General features: G+C 51.3%; 16 protein-coding genes, 1 rRNA gene and 1 other RNA gene (1 of these 18 only partly in view). 1 reads left to right on the top strand and 17 read right to left on the bottom strand.

Translation table 11 applies throughout. The features are described from left to right. From NST84_RS00655 to rpoE, 15 genes are all read right to left on the bottom strand, one after another. A 16S ribosomal RNA gene (locus NST84_RS00655) occupies positions 1-1,115 on the bottom strand; it reaches 433 nt to the left of the window's first position. Positions 1,116-1,418: 303 nt separating this feature from the next. Then, the gene (locus NST84_RS00650) at positions 1,419-1,682 is read right to left on the bottom strand and encodes a pro-sigmaK processing inhibitor BofA family protein (protein ID WP_342563775.1); all 264 of its coding nucleotides are present in this window, start codon (positions 1,680-1,682) and stop codon (positions 1,419-1,421) included. 37 nt (positions 1,683-1,719) lie between these two features. Further along, positions 1,720-1,977: a hypothetical protein gene (locus NST84_RS00645; protein ID WP_342563774.1), complete on the bottom strand. Its 258-nt coding sequence runs from the start codon at positions 1,975-1,977 to the stop codon at positions 1,720-1,722. 222 nt (positions 1,978-2,199) lie between these two features. Beyond that, a complete protein-coding gene (recR, locus tag NST84_RS00640; protein WP_342563773.1) occupies positions 2,200-2,796 on the bottom strand; it encodes a recombination mediator RecR in 597 nt (198 codons plus the stop codon). Positions 2,797-2,832: 36 nt separating this feature from the next. Next, positions 2,833-3,144, bottom strand: coding sequence for a YbaB/EbfC family nucleoid-associated protein (locus tag NST84_RS00635; RefSeq protein WP_068722305.1), 312 nt, complete (start codon positions 3,142-3,144; stop codon positions 2,833-2,835). 48 nt (positions 3,145-3,192) lie between these two features. Next, positions 3,193-4,968 carry a DNA polymerase III subunit gamma/tau gene (gene dnaX, locus NST84_RS00630; RefSeq protein ID WP_342563772.1) on the bottom strand — a complete coding sequence of 592 codons (1,776 nt, stop codon included), beginning with the start codon at positions 4,966-4,968 and terminating at the stop codon, positions 3,193-3,195. A gap of 135 nt (positions 4,969-5,103) precedes the next feature. Beyond that, positions 5,104-5,372, bottom strand: an RNA gene (ffs, locus tag NST84_RS00625) — signal recognition particle sRNA large type. 124 nt (positions 5,373-5,496) lie between these two features. Beyond that, positions 5,497-5,694: a 50S ribosomal protein L31 gene (rpmE, locus tag NST84_RS00620; RefSeq protein ID WP_342563771.1), complete on the bottom strand. Its 198-nt coding sequence runs from the start codon at positions 5,692-5,694 to the stop codon at positions 5,497-5,499. A gap of 123 nt (positions 5,695-5,817) precedes the next feature. After that, a complete protein-coding gene (locus tag NST84_RS00615) occupies positions 5,818-7,095 on the bottom strand; it encodes a radical SAM protein (RefSeq protein WP_342563770.1) in 1,278 nt (425 codons plus the stop codon). Between the two features lie 25 nt (positions 7,096-7,120). Continuing rightward, complete coding sequence (rho, locus tag NST84_RS00610) at positions 7,121-8,476, bottom strand: transcription termination factor Rho (protein ID WP_342563769.1); 1,356 nt, start codon at positions 8,474-8,476, stop codon at positions 7,121-7,123. 133 nt (positions 8,477-8,609) lie between these two features. Next, the gene (locus NST84_RS00605; RefSeq protein WP_342563768.1) at positions 8,610-9,863 is read right to left on the bottom strand and encodes a UDP-N-acetylglucosamine 1-carboxyvinyltransferase; all 1,254 of its coding nucleotides are present in this window, start codon (positions 9,861-9,863) and stop codon (positions 8,610-8,612) included. 186 nt (positions 9,864-10,049) lie between these two features. Then, entirely contained in the window at positions 10,050-10,904 is an 855-nt protein-coding gene (gene fba, locus NST84_RS00600) for a class II fructose-1,6-bisphosphate aldolase (protein ID WP_277472744.1), read from the bottom strand. Between the two features lie 220 nt (positions 10,905-11,124). Beyond that, complete coding sequence (locus tag NST84_RS00595; protein WP_039868984.1) at positions 11,125-11,499, bottom strand: response regulator; 375 nt, start codon at positions 11,497-11,499, stop codon at positions 11,125-11,127. Positions 11,500-11,758: 259 nt separating this feature from the next. Then, positions 11,759-13,366, bottom strand: coding sequence for a CTP synthase (locus NST84_RS00590; protein ID WP_342563767.1), 1,608 nt, complete (start codon positions 13,364-13,366; stop codon positions 11,759-11,761). Positions 13,367-13,759: 393 nt separating this feature from the next. Beyond that, complete coding sequence (gene rpoE, locus NST84_RS00585; protein ID WP_342563766.1) at positions 13,760-14,314, bottom strand: DNA-directed RNA polymerase subunit delta; 555 nt, start codon at positions 14,312-14,314, stop codon at positions 13,760-13,762. A gap of 358 nt (positions 14,315-14,672) precedes the next feature. Between rpoE and NST84_RS00580 the strand changes: the two genes are divergently transcribed. Then, entirely contained in the window at positions 14,673-15,848 is a 1,176-nt protein-coding gene (locus NST84_RS00580; protein ID WP_342563765.1) for a S8 family peptidase, read from the top strand. Between the two features lie 86 nt (positions 15,849-15,934). Here NST84_RS00580 and argS read toward each other — a convergent pair whose 3' ends face one another. Together argS and NST84_RS00570 are read right to left on the bottom strand one after the other, a co-directional pair. Next, positions 15,935-17,620 carry an arginine--tRNA ligase gene (argS, locus tag NST84_RS00575; protein WP_342563764.1) on the bottom strand — a complete coding sequence of 562 codons (1,686 nt, stop codon included), beginning with the start codon at positions 17,618-17,620 and terminating at the stop codon, positions 15,935-15,937. After that, on the bottom strand, positions 17,617-18,060 hold the full coding sequence (locus NST84_RS00570) for a DUF1934 domain-containing protein (protein WP_342563763.1): 444 nt from the start codon (positions 18,058-18,060) through the stop codon (positions 17,617-17,619). Before NST84_RS00570 ends, argS begins: the two co-directional genes overlap by 4 nt. Positions 18,061-18,137: the final 77 nt, after the last annotated feature.

Raw genomic sequence — 18,137 nt, 5'->3', positions numbered from 1 at the left:
GGTTGCGCTCGTTGCGGGACTTAACCCAACATCTCACGACACGAGCTGACGACAACCATGCACCACCTGTCTCCAATGCTCCGAAGAGGGGCACTATCTCTAATGCTTACATTGGGATGTCAAGACCTGGTAAGGTTCTTCGCGTTGCTTCGAATTAAACCACATACTCCACTGCTTGTGCGGGTCCCCGTCAATTCCTTTGAGTTTCAGTCTTGCGACCGTACTCCCCAGGCGGAGTGCTTACTGTGTTAACTTCGGCACCAAGGGTATCGAAACCCCTAACACCTAGCACTCATCGTTTACGGCGTGGACTACCAGGGTATCTAATCCTGTTTGCTCCCCACGCTTTCGCGCCTCAGCGTCAGTTACAGCCCAGAAAGTCGCCTTCGCCACTGGTGTTCCTCCACATCTCTACGCATTTCACCGCTACACGTGGAATTCCACTTTCCTCTTCTGTACTCAAGCCACCCAGTTTCCAGTGCGACCTCAGGTTGAGCCCAAGGTTTAAACACCAGACTTAAATAGCCGCCTGCGCGCGCTTTACGCCCAATAATTCCGGACAACGCTTGCCCCCTACGTATTACCGCGGCTGCTGGCACGTAGTTAGCCGGGGCTTTCTTCTCAGGTACCGTCACTCCGGTAGCAGTTACTCTACCGGACGTTCTTCCCTGGCAACAGAGCTTTACGATCCGAAAACCTTCATCACTCACGCGGCGTTGCTCCGTCAGGCTTTCGCCCATTGCGGAAGATTCCCTACTGCTGCCTCCCGTAGGAGTCTGGGCCGTGTCTCAGTCCCAGTGTGGCCGTTCACCCTCTCAGGTCGGCTACGCATCGTCGCCTTGGTGAGCCGTTACCCCACCAACTAGCTAATGCGCCGCAGGCCCATCCCTTACCAGCAGATTGCTCCGCCTTTCATTCTCTCCTCATGCGAAAAGAGAAATTATCCGGTATTAGCTACCGTTTCCGGTAGTTATCCCAGACTAAGGGGCAGGTTGCCTACGTGTTACTCACCCGTCCGCCGCTAAGCTTATCCCGAAGGATAAGCTCCGCTCGACTTGCATGTATTAGGCACGCCGCCAGCGTTCGTCCTGAGCCAGGATCAAACTCTCCAAATTGGTATTTAGAAAGAGCGATTGCTCATTTTGAAACATCTGACGAGAATTTACATTCTCTACTTTTGGATCTCACCGAAGTGATTTCCGATACTCACTCGTTGTTCAGTTTTCAAAGATCAAGCTCGTCGTTGACTTTCATGTTCTCGTCATCAGCGACCTTTATAATATATCATAACCTCTTCGATTAAGTCAAGCGTTTTTTTAATTTCTTTTTTCGCTTTCCTTTTGAACAAGTTGTTGATGAATACCTTGTCCGAAGGGCCGAGAATTAATATATCATAAATTCTCAGGCCCCGTCAACCATTAAAACAAAGTTATTTTTAAACCAAGTAGCATCAATACCCCAGGGAGCCCTAAAACCGTTACTGCGCCAATTGTTGCCGGATTTAGAGGAATATAAACCTCCGTAAGCAAACCCGAAAAATTAACCACATATATCCCTAACGCCGCCAGTACCAGATGAGTCCCGAATACAGTAAGCCAAGCCAAACCAAGCTTTTTACGGAATACAATCAAGCCAAGCAGAATTGCCGATCCGATCAGGACCGCTAAAGCAATAGTCCGCATCCCGTTCTCTCTCCCCATTATCAGAGTATCTGAAGCTTTACATCCTGCTGCGGTTTATTCCAAGGCTCTTGGCATGCTTAAGGTGGATCTGGTACTTTCGCTCAGCTGCCTCCAGGATGAATATTGCATAGTCGATCTGATCCTGACCCAATGCTTCATTGAACATCATATGGGCTCTCTCCCACTCGAGCTGAGCATTGCGTACCTCCAGGAATACACGCCAGTCTTCCTCCACGCTTGTCTCCTTGTAGCTTTTACCGCTGCTTTCCTGCCGGGCACTTCCCCACCACCGCATATTAACTCCCCCTTATGAAAAATCCAGCTCACGCAGGCCTTGTACGCACTGCTGCATATTCTCATTCATATCGACAAAGGGACAAACTTAGAACTAAAAGCGGGGAGAGGACTGTTAGACGTTGAGGGAATTAAGAAAGGCGTGCTGCTGCTGTATATACAAAAAAAAGAAGCCATTCAGGCTTCTCTCATATAAAGCTATGATATATCCAACACAGACGCTTTACAGCTCGCGCCGGCCCTCCAGAGCTTTGGACAGAGTTACTTCATCCGCATACTCCAAATCGCCGCCTACAGGCAAGCCATGGGCTATTCTCGTGATTTTAATTTCGAACGGCCGGACAAGGCGGGAAATATACATAGCTGTAGCTTCCCCTTCAATGTTCGGATTAGTGGCCATAATAAGCTCTTTGACTCTTTCGTCACTTAGCCGTGTCAGAAGCTCTTTAAGACGAATATCATCAGGACCGATGCCTTCCATCGGGGAGATTGCCCCCTGCAGCACATGATAATAACCGTCAAACTCCTTAGTACGCTCAATGGCAACAAGATCCTTGGACTCCTGAACCACGCAGATTACCGAGGAATCACGGGTTTTGTCCTGGCAGATCCGGCACGGATCGGTATCGGTAATATTACAGCAGACAGAGCAGTAATGAAGATTTCGTTTGACGCTGACCAGCGCCTTGGCAAAATCAATAACTTCGTCCTCTTTCATGTTAAGCACATGAAAAGCCAGCCGTGCTGCTGTCTTCGGCCCTATTCCGGGCAAACGCGTAAAAGCATCAATCAGCTTGGCTAGCGGTTCTGGATAATACAAAGCGATGATTCTCCTTTGGGCTAGAGTGTAGCGGGCCTAGAAAAGTCCCGGGATCTTCATTCCGCCAGTGAATTTGCCCATGTCATTGTTAGCCAGCTCTTCTGCCTTGGTGAGCGCATCGTTAACAGCAGTAATTACAAGATCCTGCAGCATTTCAACATCATCCGGATCTACAGCTTCCGGTTTAATCTGAATGGACAGCAGTTTTTTGTGTCCGTTAACCTGTACAGTGACTACACCGCCGCCGGATGTGCCTTCAATTGTCTTGCTGCCAAGCTCTTCCTGTGCTTTGAGCATTTGCTCCTGCATTTTCTTAACCTGTTTCATCATTTGGTTCATATTATTCATTGATCGTCTCTCCTTTGGAATGCGCTTATGCGCTGATAGGCTAAAAGGTTATTCCTTTATGACAACAAGGTCTTCCCCAAACAGCTGGATCGCCTCGTCAATCCATGGTTCAGTCTTCTCTTCAGCAGCATCATGTTCATGCTCCAGCCGCAGCTCCTCATTACCCGGTTTGGCAGCTGATTTCTGCGAAGCATCGTTCCAGTCACGCAGCATCATCGTCACCAGCCGGTATGGCTTGCCCAGACGGGTAGCAAATACATTCTCGATTACCTGCCGGTTAGCCGGCTTCTCAGTAGTTTCACGGTGAATAGTATTCTTAAAAGCCACCAGCACCGCATCATCCATAACGGATACCGGCTCTCCGTCAACAAACCAGGCATGAACCGTAACCCGTTCTTCCTTCACGGCCTGTAGCACAGTGCTCCACTGCTTATAAACGGCATTAGAGTCAGGACCATCCTTACTGGCAATGAATTTATCGAGCTGCGGAGGCAGCTTGGAGCCTGATGAAACACGCGGAGCCGGGCTTGCAGCAGGAGCCCGATGTCCGGCAGCCTGATCCCTCCCGCCTCCGGAAATACCACCGGCTTGTATAGCCTGTTCCAGCTTCTTCTCAAGCGCGGCAATCTGCCGTTTCAAGACCTCCAGCTCGCCTGCAGCTGCAGGCTGTCCGCCAGCCGATGGCTCACGAATAGCTCCAGCCGGTGGTGAAGAAGATGTTAAAGGCACTGCCGCGTCCTGCTGCATGGTGCACAGCTTCATCAACGCTACCTCAAACAGCGTCTGCGGATGTGTTGCATATTTCATCTCACCAAGATAACGGTTTAAAGTATCGACGATCTGGAACAGCCGTTCACGGGAAAACCCCGCTGCCATTTCACGAAACTCCTCTGGATTAAGCACCCGGTCTGTCAACTTATCGGCACCAGGAACCATTTTGATCATTAGCAGATCCCTGAAATAGTACAGCAGGTTCTCCAGGCATTTATCAGCACTCTTGCCTTCCTGCATAAGCTGCTCTACCAGTTCCAGCAACCGGCCCATATCCCCTTCAAGAATCGCAGTAGCAAGCTTTGCGAACTGTTCGGAAGGAATGCCTCCGGTCATGCCAAGCACCTGCTGATAGGTCACTTGACCGTCTGTAAACGACGATATCTGATCCAGTATACTGAGTGCATCACGCATACCTCCGTCAGAGAGCCGTGCGATATACTGGAGGGCATCCGCATCTGCGGTAATCCCCTCTTTCTGGCAGATCTCGGCCAGACGGCCGCTCTGCTCTTCCAGTGAAACCCGTCGGAAGTCAAAGCGCTGGCAGCGGGAGATAATCGTCGCCGGCAATTTATGAGGCTCTGTCGTGGCCAGTATAAACATTACATGTGGGGGCGGCTCCTCCAGCGTCTTCAGCAGGGCATTGAACGCCTCTGTTGTCAGCATATGCACTTCATCAATAATATACACTTTACGGCGTACTTCGGTAGGCGCATACTTCACCTTATCCCGCAGGTCGCGTATTTCCTCTACCCCGCGGTTGGATGCCGCATCTATCTCCTGCACGTCCATGATATTCCCCGCAGTTATCCTTAGGCAGGATGGACACTCATTGCACGGCTCCGGGCCTGGTCCGCGCTCACAATTGACCGCTTTGGCGAGTACCTTAGCCGCACTCGTCTTCCCCGTTCCGCGCGGGCCGCTGAACAGGTAGGCATGAGAGACCCGCTGTTCACGGATTGCATTCTGCAGCGTCTGGATAATGTGCTGCTGCCCTACCATGTCCTGAAACGACTGCGGCCGCCAAGCACGGTACAGCGCGATATGTTCCACTATGCATTACCCTCTCTTAGACTGCCGCTTTCCGGCATTTGTAGCTAATTTATTATACTATATTCCCCAGGCTTTGACCAAAAACAAAAAAGCATCTTCGCTTGTGGCAAAGATGCTATTATTAGCTGTTATAAACCGTGCACCTGTTATTGATGACTGCGATCCAAGCGGCAACCCTACGGAACTGCTCGGGCTAGGCCACCCTCCGGCACAAGAGTAAACTTGCTTATGGCTGCTTCCTTCCGGACCTGACCAGGTTCACAAGCACTCATTGCGGAGGACCCAACCGTCAACACAGCCCGCAGGAACCAAGGCCTCACATCGACAGCACCTCTAACAGGAATTCAACCTCGCTACAGCGGATTGCGAGTTACAGGGCACCGCTACCTCCCCGTCTAGCACGGCGAAGATAAGTATAGCTCACACCCGGATAAAAATCAACCTCTCCTCTAAAACGACAAATAAAAACTCCCCGAATGAGACACCCGGGGAGTTTTTCAATGCTAAGCCGCAACGCGGCGTTGGCAATTAGATACCGTATTTCTTTTTGAATTTATCGACACGACCACCAGCATCCAGGAATTTCTGCTTGCCAGTGAAGAACGGGTGGCAGTTGGAGCAAATTTCGACGCGCAGTTCCTGTTTAACAGAACCGGATTCGAAAGTGTTGCCGCAAGCGCATGTCACATTAGTAACGTGGTACTTCGGTTGAATGGCTTCTTGCATTTCAATTTCACCTCTCTTGCCCTAGGCCTCATGCGGACCCAGAGTTATTAAACGCACAACGACATTTTAGCACGAAACTCCGGACACTGCAATATCTTTAGATCACAGAATCCAAGTTCCAGTCTAAAGGGTGACACGGCGCCCTTTTACCCGGGTAAGCTCTGCCGGAGGCACATGTGTGTACGAGCCAATGACTACATCCGGCAGCTCTTCACGGAAAATATCGAGCATTGTCTTCATACCCAGAATCTCCCCCTGTGCAGGAGGAATCAGTCCAAGGTAGCTCTCAGGATCAATATTAAGATTACGCATCTGAATCAGCTTAAGCTCAGTACGCCGGCAAAACTCAACCATTGCCTCAATCTCTTCCTCACGGTCTGTTACTCCGGGGAAGATCAAATAGTTAATCGATGTATACACGCCCTGGGAAGCAGCATATTTCAGTGACTTTTCCACGTTGGCAAGTGTATATCCGCGCGGCTTGTAATACGCGTTATAGTGATCATCCAGCGCACTAATCGTGCTGACCCGCATCAGGTCAAGCCCGGCATCCACAATTCCGCGGATGTGGTCGCTGAGTCCGGCATTGGTATTAATATTGATGTAACCCATATCAGTAGTCGCCCGGACCTCACGGATCGCGTCAATAATCAGCTTAGCCTGGGTAGAAGGCTCACCTTCACAGCCCTGGCCGAAGCTGATGATCGACTGCGGGGTCTTCAGATGCTCCAGCATGACCTGGGAAATTTCGCTTACCGTAGGCCGGAAATTCATCCGGGTCTGCGGTGAGACGAATCCGCTGTCGTCAGGCTGTTCCGATATGCAGCCAAAGCAGCCGGCATTGCACGAATAGGATACAGGGACAGCACCCTCCCACCGGCCTAAAAAGGTATTGGAGGAGGTGAGGCATTCGTAGCCCAGCGCACAGTTCGAAAGATGATCGTACAGCCGGTTCTCCGGATATTTTGCCTTCAAGTCGCCTACTCCAACCTCTACTTCTCCACGGTCACAATTAAGGGGGTTCCACTTATCCGGATTATCCGTCGGATCTGCAGCAACATAGAAGCCGCCATCCTTCCACACTACAGCGGAATAGCCGAAGAGCGGAAGCTTATACGACTTGTCTGTCTTGACATAGCCGGGAAGGCACAGTCTCGTAAAGCCTTGCGGCAGCAGTGCTCCGACAGCCTGCGAGCCCTCCGGCAGCGGCAGCATTTCACCCGTTTCCGGATTCATGCCTACAGCCCTGGTGCTTGGCAATCCAACGAGTGTAGCTCCTTCCGGCAGCGGAATCAGCTCCTCCTCCAGCATCTCAACGATCATATCCCCGCTGCGTGCAAGCCCGTACAGCTCCGGATGATCATATACATTTCCTTGTTCATCGGCATATACCAGATACATGATAATCTCCTCTTATTCTCTATTCTCAGGTTGTCGGGACAGTAGGTGTCTTAGGCCGTGAGGTTCTCCGTGCAGATGCACCGCTGTTGGAGGTTCCCCCGCTACTTGCTGTACCGCTCGCGGCTGACTCCTTATTTCCGGCCACATCAAACGATGCCAGGAATTCAGCATTGGTCTTGCTGTCACGCAGCTTTTTGAGGAAGCCCTCTACGAAGTCGTGTGATTCGTTCATATTTTTGCGGATAGCCCAGATGGTATCCAGTTCTTCCTTGCTCAGCAGCACTTCTTCGCGGCGTGTTCCGGAGCGGCGGATGTCGATCGCCGGGAAAATACGGCGTTCTGCCAGCTTGCGGTCCAAATGAAGCTCCATATTGCCCGTACCCTTAAATTCTTCATATATAATATCGTCCATTCGTGATCCGGTATCGATCAGCGCTGTTGCCAATATGGTCAGGCTTCCGCCTTCCTCCACGTTACGCGCAGAACCAAAGAACCGTTTAGGACGATGGAAGGCCGCAGGATCAATACCTCCGCTGAGCGTGCGTCCGGATGGCGGAACCACAAGGTTATAAGCGCGTGCAAGCCGGGTAATGCTGTCCAGCAGAATAACAACGTCCTTCTTATGCTCAACAAGACGCAGTGCGCGCTGCAGCACAAGCTCTGCAACTTTGATATGGTTCTCTGGCAGCTCATCAAAAGTAGAAGCTACTACCTCGCCTTTGACCGAGCGCTGCATATCCGTTACTTCCTCAGGGCGTTCATCAATCAGCAGTACAAACAGCTCAATCTCGGGATTGTTTGTGGAGATACTGTTGGCAATTTCTTTCAGGAGGAGCGTTTTCCCTGCTTTGGGAGGTGCTACAATCAAACCGCGCTGCCCCAGTCCTACAGGAGCGAGTAAATCCATGATTCGGGTCGAGAGATGGGTAGGGGAAGTCTCAAGCGGCAGCTTATCTTGCGGATAAAGAGGTGTTAGTGCCGGGAAATGCAGGCGCTCAGCTGCACTGGCAGGATTCTCGCCGTTGACGGCATTGACTTGAAGCAAACCGAAGTACCGTTCATTTTCTTTGGGTGTGCGGCATTTTCCTGATACAAGATCGCCGCTTCTCAGATCAAACTTGCGGATTTGTGAGGCTGAAATATAAATATCTTCCGCACTGGGCAAGTAGTTAATCGGCCTCAGGAAACCGTAGCCTTCCGGTAAAATTTCCAGCACGCCTTCCATAAACATAAGCCCGCTCTGCTCCGCCTGTGCCCGGAGAATGGCGAAAATCAGCTCCCGTTTCTTCAGCTGTCCGTAGTAAGGAATCTGGTATTTCTTGGCCAGCTTATACAGCTCGGTCAGCTTCATTTCTTCCAGATCGGAAATTTGAAGATCCATGTAATAACCACCTATTCAATTTTTATAAAATATAAATCTATTAAATTGCTCATTAGGATAGGATTACCCGATTTGGAAGGAGATATGCAGTACAACCGCAAAATCTCCCCCAAGAATCAGATAATCCTATCGATTATTCTTCCTCGCGCCAGATTTCAGCCCCAAGGTCGCGCATATTAGTTACCAGGTTGTCATAACCGCGGTCGATATATTCTACGCCGGTTACCTCAGTAATTCCGTCCCCTACAGTCAGGCCGGCAATAACAAGCGCTGCGCCTGCACGCAGGTCAGCCGCTTTTACTTTGGCAGCATTAAGCCTGCCACCCTCAATAATTGCCGATCGTCCTTCGACACGGATTTTCGCGCCCATGCGCACCAGCTCGGGAACATGCTTGAACCGGTTGCTGTATACGAAGTCACTCAGCACACTAACCCCTTCAGCCTGGGTAAGCATACTTGTCATCGGAGACTGCAGATCGGTAGCGAAGCCCGGATAGATCAGCGCTTTTACATCGACATGCTCATATTTGGGTCTGCCGATCACACGGATGCTCTCATCCAGCTCCTCAATACCAACCCCCATCTCCAGCAGCTTGGCCGTTAACGCCTCCAAGTGCTTAGGGATTACATTATCTATTAGTACATTGCCGCGCGTTGCCGCTGCAGCAATCATGTATGTTCCAGCCTGAATCCGGTCAGGAATGATGGAATGGCGGCAGCCATGCATCTCGGTAACGCCCTCAATCCGGATGGTTTCTGTACCGGCGCCTTTAATAACAGCGCCCATTGAGTTAAGCAGGGTAGCTACATCTATAATCTCAGGCTCTTTAGCCGCATTTTCGATAATTGTAGAGCCTTTGGCCCTTGAAGCCGCCAGCATAATGTTAATCGTTGCACCGACGCTCGATACGTCTAAATAAATTTTTGCACCGCGTAGTTCCTTGGCATACAGATGAATAGAACCATGATCATTAGTCACAGTTGCCCCAAGTGCTTCAAAACCTTTGATATGCTGATCAATCGGACGGGGCTCAAAATTACAGCCTCCAGGCAGACCTATAGTCGCTTCTTTAAATCTTCCAAGCAGCGCGCCCATCATATAATAAGAGGCACGAAGTTTTTTGACTGGTCCGTTAGGCATGGGAATGGAAACAATACGGGAGGGGTCGATTCTCATCTGGCTGCCTGTCCAGGAGACAGTCGCGCCAAGCTCTTCAAGAATTTCGGAGTATACGGCTACATCACTCAGGGACGGCAAATTATCCAGAACAACTTCAGATTCAGCTAAAATAGCCGCAGGAATAAGCGCAATGGCGCTATTCTTCGCTCCGCTGATGGTTACAACGCCCTTTAGCGGACGTCCACCGCCAATCATTAATTTTTCCATAGAATTATCTGTTTCCCCCTACGTGTATTGCAGCTTGCCCTGGCAATACCTGCTGTGGCTTATTGGTGTGAAGAAGAAACGGCTGCGCCGCCCTTGCAATAAGGACGGCACACGTTTCAGACAAAAGGATATCCATATTAGACGATCTACAATAATAAACAGCTTGTCCGCCTGAGGCGAAACAGCTTAGGCTTTGTTGCTGGAACCGAATTCGCGGATTTTGCCGATAACGGTCTGTTTGATAGCTTCACGGCCTGGTGCAATAAATGTACGAGGATCGTAAGCATCCGGTTTAGCAGCAAGCACTTCACGAACCACTTTTGCGAAGGCAATCTGGTTCTCAGTGTTTACGTTGATTTTGGAAGTTCCCAGGGAGATGGACTTCTGAATATCGTGCAATGGAATACCGGTACCGCCGTGAAGAACGAGCGGAAGCTTAACTGCATCGCGGATTTCTTCCATTTCTTTGAAACCGAGGTTAGGCTCGCCATGGTAAGGACCATGTACAGAACCAAGCGCCGGAGCCAGAGTATCAACGCCTGTTTCTTTAACCAGAGCGATACACTCGTTAAGGTCTGCATATTGGATACCGCCGATAACGTCATCTTCCTGTCCGCCTACTGTACCAACTTCGGCTTCAACGGAAACGCCTTTAGCATGTGCGTATTCAACAACTTTTTTGGTCATTTCGATATTTTCAGCGATTGGATGGTGGGAACCGTCGATCATAACGGAAGTGAATCCGGCATCGATAGCGTCTTTACATTTGTCAAAGCTGGAACCGTGGTCCAGGTGAATGGCAACAGGAACAGAGATCTTCATGTCGTGAATAAGTCCTTCAACCATCTTCACTACAGTAGTGAATCCGCCCATGTGACGCGCAGCGCCTTCGGAAACACCAAGAATTACCGGGGATTTCTCTTCTTCTGCTGCACCAAGAATCGCCTGAGTCCACTCCAGGTTGTTAATGTTGAACTGGCCTACTGCATATTTTCCTTCAAGTGCTTTGTTTAACATGTCAGTCATCGATACTAATGGCATGGTTTCAATCCTCCTAAGAATGTTGGTTGCCTATATATAAGCCCACATCACATACAGGCTTATTATAGCACATCCTGTGTCAAATACTAAATAGGGCACGCAAAAAAATGTCCCGGTGGGACGATATTTATCCAACCCCGTCACAGGGCAGACTTATCCTATTTAGAGTATCCATAAAAGTCTGAAACCAAACCATCTATATCAAGAAGACTGAGACATATTAACCGGCCTGCCCCTGAAGATGCATATTCACCGCTACCCGCATCTCATCAATGTCAAACGGCTTCGTAAAATGCATCAGCGCGCCAAGCTTTGTAGCTTCCTTAATCATATCAAGCTCTCCGTATGCCGTCATCATAATCACTTTAATGGCCGGATTCAGCTGCTTCAGATGCTTCAGAATTTCCAGCCCGTCCATGCCCGGAATTTTCATATCAAGCAGAACCAGATCCGGGGATTCCTTCTGGACAATATCAAGCGCCGCTTTTCCGTTAGCAGCCTGATAGGTGGTATACCCCTCGCTGTTAAACACTTCCATCAGGAGAATGCGGATTCCGTTCTGATCATCGACGATTAACACTTTTCTCTTTTCCATATCATACCCTCCCAGATTTAAGGCAGTTGTCTATACCGCGCCCTCTCACAGCAAGCGGCCCATTATGACTCATCAGTCTATACGAAACCTATAATTCGTGCTTTGCAGCCAAAATCCTGCTAATTGGATAAAAAGGGTAAAATGATTCCATAAAATGGTGACCTTTACTGCCGGTTTATAGACAATTGTGCTCTTATATCTAAAAGAAAGCCTCCGTCAGGAGGCTTTCTAAGACCATGGAGGGTCATTTATATAAAAACTACAGCTGCTCTGAATGCGTCAGGGAAGCTTTAACAAATTCACGGAACAGCGGCTGCGGACGGTTCGGACGGGAAATGAATTCCGGATGGAATTGCACTGCCAGGAACCAAGGATGTCCTGGAAGCTCTACGATTTCAACCAGGCGGCCGTCCGGCGATGTTCCGGAGATAACCAGGCCTGCTTTTTCAATCTCATCGCGGTAAGCATTGTTGAACTCGTACCGGTGACGGTGACGCTCATACACCAGCTCATCCTCATAGCAGGACATTGCCAGTGAATCCGGCAACAGCTTACAAGGATAGAGGCCAAGGCGCATTGTTCCGCCCATATCTTCAATATCCTTCTGCTCAGGCAGCAGGTCAATCAGAGCATGCGGTGTAGCCGGGTCAATCTCCGAGCTGTTCGCACCAGCCAGTCCCAGGATGGAACGGCCGTATTCGATTACAGATACCTGCATCCCCAGGCAAATACCGAAGAACGGAATCGCCTGCTCACGGGCATAACGGATTGCGGAAATTTTACCTTCAATACCCCGGTCCCCGAAACCGCCCGGAACAAGGATACCGCCGATGCCGCCGAGCATCTCGCCCACATTCTCGTCAGTAATCAGCTCAGCATCCACCCAGCGGATTTTGACTTCTGCATTGGCTGCAAAACCGGCATGGGACAGCGACTCCACTACACTCAGATAAGCATCATGCAGAGCTACATATTTACCGACAATTGCAATTTCAACCGTACGCTCAAGCTGCTGGATCCGGCTCAGCATGCTCTCCCATTCACGCATATCCGGCGCCGGTGTAGTCAGCTTAAGGTGATTGACTACAATTTCATCCAGTCCTTCGTCGCGCAGATTCAGCGGAACTTCATATAGAGTGGAGGCATCGCGGCACTCTACTACGGCGTTCTTGTCAATATCACAGAACAAGGCCAGTTTGGCCTTCATATCATCAGTCAAAGGATATTCCGTACGGCATACAATCACATTCGGCTGAATTCCGATGCTGCGCAGCTCTTTTACACTGTGCTGTGTCGGCTTGGTTTTCACTTCACCGGCAGCCTTGATGTAAGGAATCAGGGTTACGTGAATGTACATTACATTTTCCCGGCCGATATCGCTCTTGATCTGACGGATAGCTTCCATGAACGGCAGACTTTCGATGTCGCCTACGGTACCGCCGATTTCAGTGATAACTACGTCAGAGCCTGTCTCACGTCCTGCCCGGAACACGCGCTCCTTGATTTCATTCGTGATGTGCGGGATAACCTGGACGGTTCCGCCCAAGTATTCGCCGCGCCGCTCTTTGCTGATGACCGAGGAATAGATCTTCCCTGTAGTCACATTGCTGTTCTTGGACAAGTTAATGTCAATAAACCGTTCGTAGTGTCCAAGATCAAGGTCAGTCTCCGCGCCGTCATCTGTTACAAATACTTCCCCGTGCTGATAAGGGCTCATTGTCCCCGGGTCTACGTTAATATAAGGATCGAACTTTTGGATTGTCACCTTAAGACCTCTGTTTTTGAGCAGCCGGCCCAGCGAAGCGGCAGTAATGCCCTTGCCCAGGGAGGACACAACGCCACCCGTTACAAAAATATACTTTGTCACTGTAAAACCCTCCTAAATAAAGTCCAGAAATTCAGGCGACGCTTCTGTTTATCGTAACCCTTTTTTCCATCATCAAAACGGGGGAAACCAAAGTTACTTCCGCCGCCAAAAATGAAAGGCGATCCACCCAAGTAGAAACGGCTTCGCCGTTCTTCAGGGAAGGCGGCATCTGTTTCTGCAAGAAATATCAGACCTGTGTAAGTCCCTAGACTTATACTGCTAATATTTTGCAAAACACGGAAAAACCATCTAAAAAAATAAAAAAAGTGACACCCGTAGAGCCGGGGCACTTTTTATTTTAGAAAACATATTAACTTTCATTAGAAGCCCATGCAATAGTTTACTCTGGCGGTACCACCCATGTCAAGGGAGGAATTCAGCGGGTCTGCGATATTAATAATCGTTGTCTCCGTCGCCGTCAGCATCCTCTTTGTCATCGTCTTCAGAATCCTCTTCATCCTCGTCTTCGTCCATGTCGTCATCATCAATGACCACATCTTCGTCAACTTCCTCTTCGCTGTCGTCGTCGGAATAGAGGTCGTCGCGGTCTTCGTCAATCGCATCGAAGTCCTCTTCCTCTGCAGCGTAGTTATCTTCCTCTTCGGCGAAGTCATCGTCTTCATCGTCGTCCTCATCGTTGATGATACGCGGACGCTTAGAGTTGCCGACTGGATCATCGGAGCGTTCAAGCGGATACCAGCGTTTCAATCCCCACAGATTGGTTCCGACACAGGCAAAACGCCCGTCGATGTTGATCTCGGTATATAACTGGGCAATCGTATCGTTGGTTTGTTCTTCGGTCATACCGCGCAGCTTGGCCACTTCGACCATAAGATCACGGTAATAATAGGGCGTATTGGCCGCTTTAAGCACCAGGAAGGCCAGGTCGACCATCGGCATTTCTTTAACTTTCTCAGGGTCCAGCTTTAAATTGAGTGGCGTACTCACTAAAGGACACTTCCTCTCACGCATATTAACAAAACTAAGTAAAACCTATTTGAGGGCAAAATGCAAGTCAAATGCGGCAGGAAGGCAGAAATAAACAGGAATAATATGTAAAATAGGTGCGGCCATTAAAAAGGCGGAGGAAATTCCTCCGCACATGACTGTATCCACGCCAAGGATCGGCTCCTTACGGGATGTTGCAAAGAGAGCTCAAAATCTCTTCTGTTTATTTTATGTAAAGCTCCGCCTTTTGACACGATGGGCAGCCTATTTCGTTAAAAAAGGGCAAGTTCCCATTCGGACGTCTGCCTCCCCTCATACAATATGGCAGCACGGCAGCGAGGAGGGGACGGCGTAACTTATGGATTATTACGGATTTTGGCAGTTGCTGCTTGAGGAGATATCGGCTGCCCCCAAAAGTGCGGAGCGGCGCATCGTGACCTTTAATGATCACCGTCAGTACGCCGGAGCCCTGTCGCAGTGGAAATCACTGAAATCAAAACGTCCGGGGCTGCGGCAGGTTCAGGTCTCGAGCCTGATCAAAGCTTTTTTTGTGCCGGCCGCCGGGGCGGAGAAGCTGATGGATAAATTCGCTGCTTCCTTAAGCATAGAAGAAGACCTTAGAATTCGGGTCCACTCTCTCCCGGCGGAAAACACCGGCACGGCAATGATGCCATGGGGTGTGAAAGCGATTCATGCCCCGCAGGCCTGGTCCAGATCCACCGGCGTCCATGTAAAAATCGGCGTTATCGACACGGGGGTCGATTTCCGGCATCCCGATCTGAAGCATTCTCTTGCCTCTGGCGTTAATCTGCTCCACCGCGGGATGCTGCCGCTGGATGACAACGGGCACGGCACCCATATTGCCGGCACACTTGCTGCAGCCGGAGGCACGCGCGGGATGATGGGCGTGGCTCCGCGGGCGCTGCTTTATCCGGTCAAGGCTTTTGACCATAACGGCTCCGCCTATGTGTCTGACATTGTACTTGGCATCGACTGGTGCGTACAGAACAAGATCGACATCATCAATATGAGCTTCGGCATGAAGACGCGGAGCAAGGCCCTGCATGATGTGGTGATCAAGGCCTACCGGGCCGGGATCGCCATCATCGCCTCCTCCGGCAACGACGGCAAGCGGGGCGGGGATTACCCGGCCCGTTATCCCGAGACGATTGCCGTCGGCGCTCTTGACCGGAGGCACCGCGTCGCGGCCTTCAGCAACCGCGGCCCGTATATCGACGTATACGGGCCCGGCGAGGGTGTGCCCTCCTGCTGGCTGCGGGAGGGCTACAAGGAAATGAGCGGCACCTCCATGGCGACCTCCCATGTCACCGGTGCCGCAGCTCTGCTGCTCGCGCTCCGTCCGGCGCTGACGCCCCGCGAGCTGAAGCAGCTCCTGCGCCGCACGGCCCTGCCGGTGCGGCTGCGCAAGGGCCAGCGCCGCGCCGCCCTCGGCGGCGGCGCAGCCGATGCCCTGCGCCTGCTGCGCGCAGGCGCAAGAGCCAAACGGGCCGCCGCCGCTGCCGCGAAGGCGTAGGCCCGTGAGGGCCCGCCGCGCGCAGCGGCGGGACAAAAAAGCACCGCCTCCCCAGAGGAGGCGGTGCTTGGTGTGCTGAGCGGGTGTTACATCCGCTCAGGTGCGGTAACGCCAACGAGACGCAGGACGTTGGCGATGGTGGTGCGGGCCGCGCCCAGTAAGGCGAGGCGGGCCACGGTCTGGGCAGCGTCGTCAGTGATGACGCGCTCAGCCTTGTAGTAGCTATGGAACTGCGCAGCCAGATCGTACACGTAGCGGATCAGGCGGTGCGGCGCATAGCTGTCGGCAGCAATGGCAATCTCGGCAGGAAGCTCGCCGATCTTGCGCAGGAGGTCATATTCGTGAACAGCCGTCAGCTTGCTGAAGTCGATCTGATCCATAGCCGGCACGGTGATGCCCTGCTCCTCAGCCTGGCGGAAAATACTGCAGATCCGCGCATGCGCATACTGCACGTAATAGACAGGATTCTCATTGGATGTGGAAATCGCCAGATCCATATCGAAATCAAGATGCGAATCCATGCTGCGCATGGTGAAGAAATAGCGGATCGCGTCGAGTCCGACTTCTTCCATCAGGTCTTCCATAGTAACGGCCTTACCGGTACGTTTGGACATTTTAACCTTCTCGCCGTTCTGGAACAGGCTGACCATCTGGGCAATCAGCACGACCAGCTTCTCAGGATCATTGCCAAGCGCCGACATAGCGGCCTTCATCCGCGGGATGTAGCCGTGGTGGTCGGCACCCCAGATGTTGATCATAGTATCGTAGCCGCGCTCATACTTATCGTTGTGATAAGCGATATCCGGAGTCAGGTAGGTGTAGGTGCCGTCGTTCTTGATCAGCACGCGGTCCTTGTCATCGCCGTATTTGGTCGTATTCAGCCAGGTAGCGCCGTCCTGCTCATATACTTCGCCGCGGTCGCGCAGCTCATCCAGCGAGCGCAGCACCTGGCCGTTCTCGTACAGCGAGGTCTCGCTGAACCAGATGTCGAAATTTACACGGAAGCGTTCAAGGTCGCGTTTGATCTTGTTAAGCTCCTTCGTAAGCCCGTAGGTACGGAAAAATGCCGCACGGTCTCCAGGGGTCATTTCCATCAGGGTATCGCCCTTCTCAGCGACAAGATCCTTGGCAAAGCCCTTGATGTCCTCACCGTGGTAACCGTCCTCCGGCATTTCCGCCGGCTGGCCAAGCTCCTGCAGGTAACGGGCTTCGATCGATTTGCACAGATTGTTCACCTGGTTACCGGCATCATTAATGTAGTATTCGCGGGTTACCTGGTAACCGGCAAAATCCAGCACATTGCAGAGTGCGTCGCCGACAGCTGCGCCGCGGGCATGTCCGAGATGCAGGCTGCCGGTAGGGTTGGCACTGACAAACTCCATTTCTACCTTCTTGCCTTTGCCAGTCTCAATCCGGCCGTAATGATCGCCCTGCTCTGAAACAAGAGCGATAACCGGGTACAGGTAGCTCTTGGAGAGCGTGAAATTAATGAAGCCCGGACCGGCGATTTCGGCTTTTTCAATTGAAGCAGATGCGGTGTCCAGATGCTCAATAATGGCTTCGGCGATCTGCCGCGGATTGCGCTTGGCAATTTTGGTGAGCTGCATCGCGGCATTGGTGGCCAGATCTCCATGGGCCTTGTCCTTTGGCACTTCCAGCGCAATGGCCGGAAGCTCTTCCTGCGTTACGAGACCGGCAGCAAGAATGGCACCTGCAACCGCTTCTTTGACCCGCTCATTAGCAAGCTGCAGCGGATTTGAACTTTGTGTCATGATTGTGGTTCCTCCTGTATATACAAACTGATAGCGAACTGTCCTGATAACTCCCCATAGACGTACAAGTCATACTCCCACGAGACCTTCAGCGAACGTCCATTACGCGTAATATCCAGCTCCCGCGTCTCGGTAGAGAGATTAAACTGTGCGTATGGAGAGCGGTAGAAGCCCGGTAACTGCCGCCCAGTCTCGAAAGACTGCTCGGACTCAACGCTCCCGTGCCGGATCAGCTTCAATTCGCGGTCCGTAATCTTTATCATCGTACGGACGGATACAGCTTCCCCCTGCGGGCCCTGCTCCGCTTCTTCATAACGGATAAACAGCTGTTCCCCTTTGGAAAAAGCTTCCCCGGCAGCCGTGATTACATTTGTCTGCCCGTCCTGCCGGCTTTCCAGAGTAACAGTAACACCGTATTTGCCGGACTGTAATTCAGACATTCTCTGTTCCTCGCTTATCGTTCTATTCATAAATTCAAGGCATATTCGCTTACCCATTGTACACTATATCCAGTTCG

This window comes from Paenibacillus sp. FSL R7-0345 (genome assembly GCF_038595055.1).
GTDB lineage: Bacteria > Bacillota > Bacilli > Paenibacillales > Paenibacillaceae > Paenibacillus_AQ.
This window is presented reverse-complemented; position numbering and strand designations above follow the sequence as displayed.

Excerpts from the sequence above, each read along its gene's own strand:
- NST84_RS00615 (WP_342563770.1), bottom strand. The coding sequence starts at position 7,095 with ATGTATCTGGTATATGCCGATGAACAAGGAAATGTATATGATCATCCG.
- NST84_RS00580 (WP_342563765.1), top strand. The coding sequence starts at position 14,673 with ATGGATTATTACGGATTTTGGCAGTTGCTGCTTGAGGAGATATCGGCT.
- NST84_RS00635 (WP_068722305.1), bottom strand. The coding sequence starts at position 3,144 with ATGAATAATATGAACCAAATGATGAAACAGGTTAAGAAAATGCAGGAG.
- fba (WP_277472744.1), bottom strand. The coding sequence starts at position 10,904 with ATGCCATTAGTATCGATGACTGACATGTTAAACAAAGCACTTGAAGGA.
- rpmE (WP_342563771.1), bottom strand. The coding sequence starts at position 5,694 with ATGCAAGAAGCCATTCAACCGAAGTACCACGTTACTAATGTGACATGC.
- NST84_RS00595 (WP_039868984.1), bottom strand. The coding sequence starts at position 11,499 with ATGGAAAAGAGAAAAGTGTTAATCGTCGATGATCAGAACGGAATCCGC.
- NST84_RS00650 (WP_342563775.1), bottom strand. The coding sequence starts at position 1,682 with ATGCGGACTATTGCTTTAGCGGTCCTGATCGGATCGGCAATTCTGCTT.
- argS (WP_342563764.1), bottom strand. The coding sequence starts at position 17,620 with ATGACACAAAGTTCAAATCCGCTGCAGCTTGCTAATGAGCGGGTCAAA.
- NST84_RS00570 (WP_342563763.1), bottom strand. The coding sequence starts at position 18,060 with ATGTCTGAATTACAGTCCGGCAAATACGGTGTTACTGTTACTCTGGAA.
- NST84_RS00605 (WP_342563768.1), bottom strand. The coding sequence starts at position 9,863 with ATGGAAAAATTAATGATTGGCGGTGGACGTCCGCTAAAGGGCGTTGTA.
- NST84_RS00645 (WP_342563774.1), bottom strand. The coding sequence starts at position 1,977 with ATGCGGTGGTGGGGAAGTGCCCGGCAGGAAAGCAGCGGTAAAAGCTAC.
- rho (WP_342563769.1), bottom strand. The coding sequence starts at position 8,476 with ATGGATCTTCAAATTTCCGATCTGGAAGAAATGAAGCTGACCGAGCTG.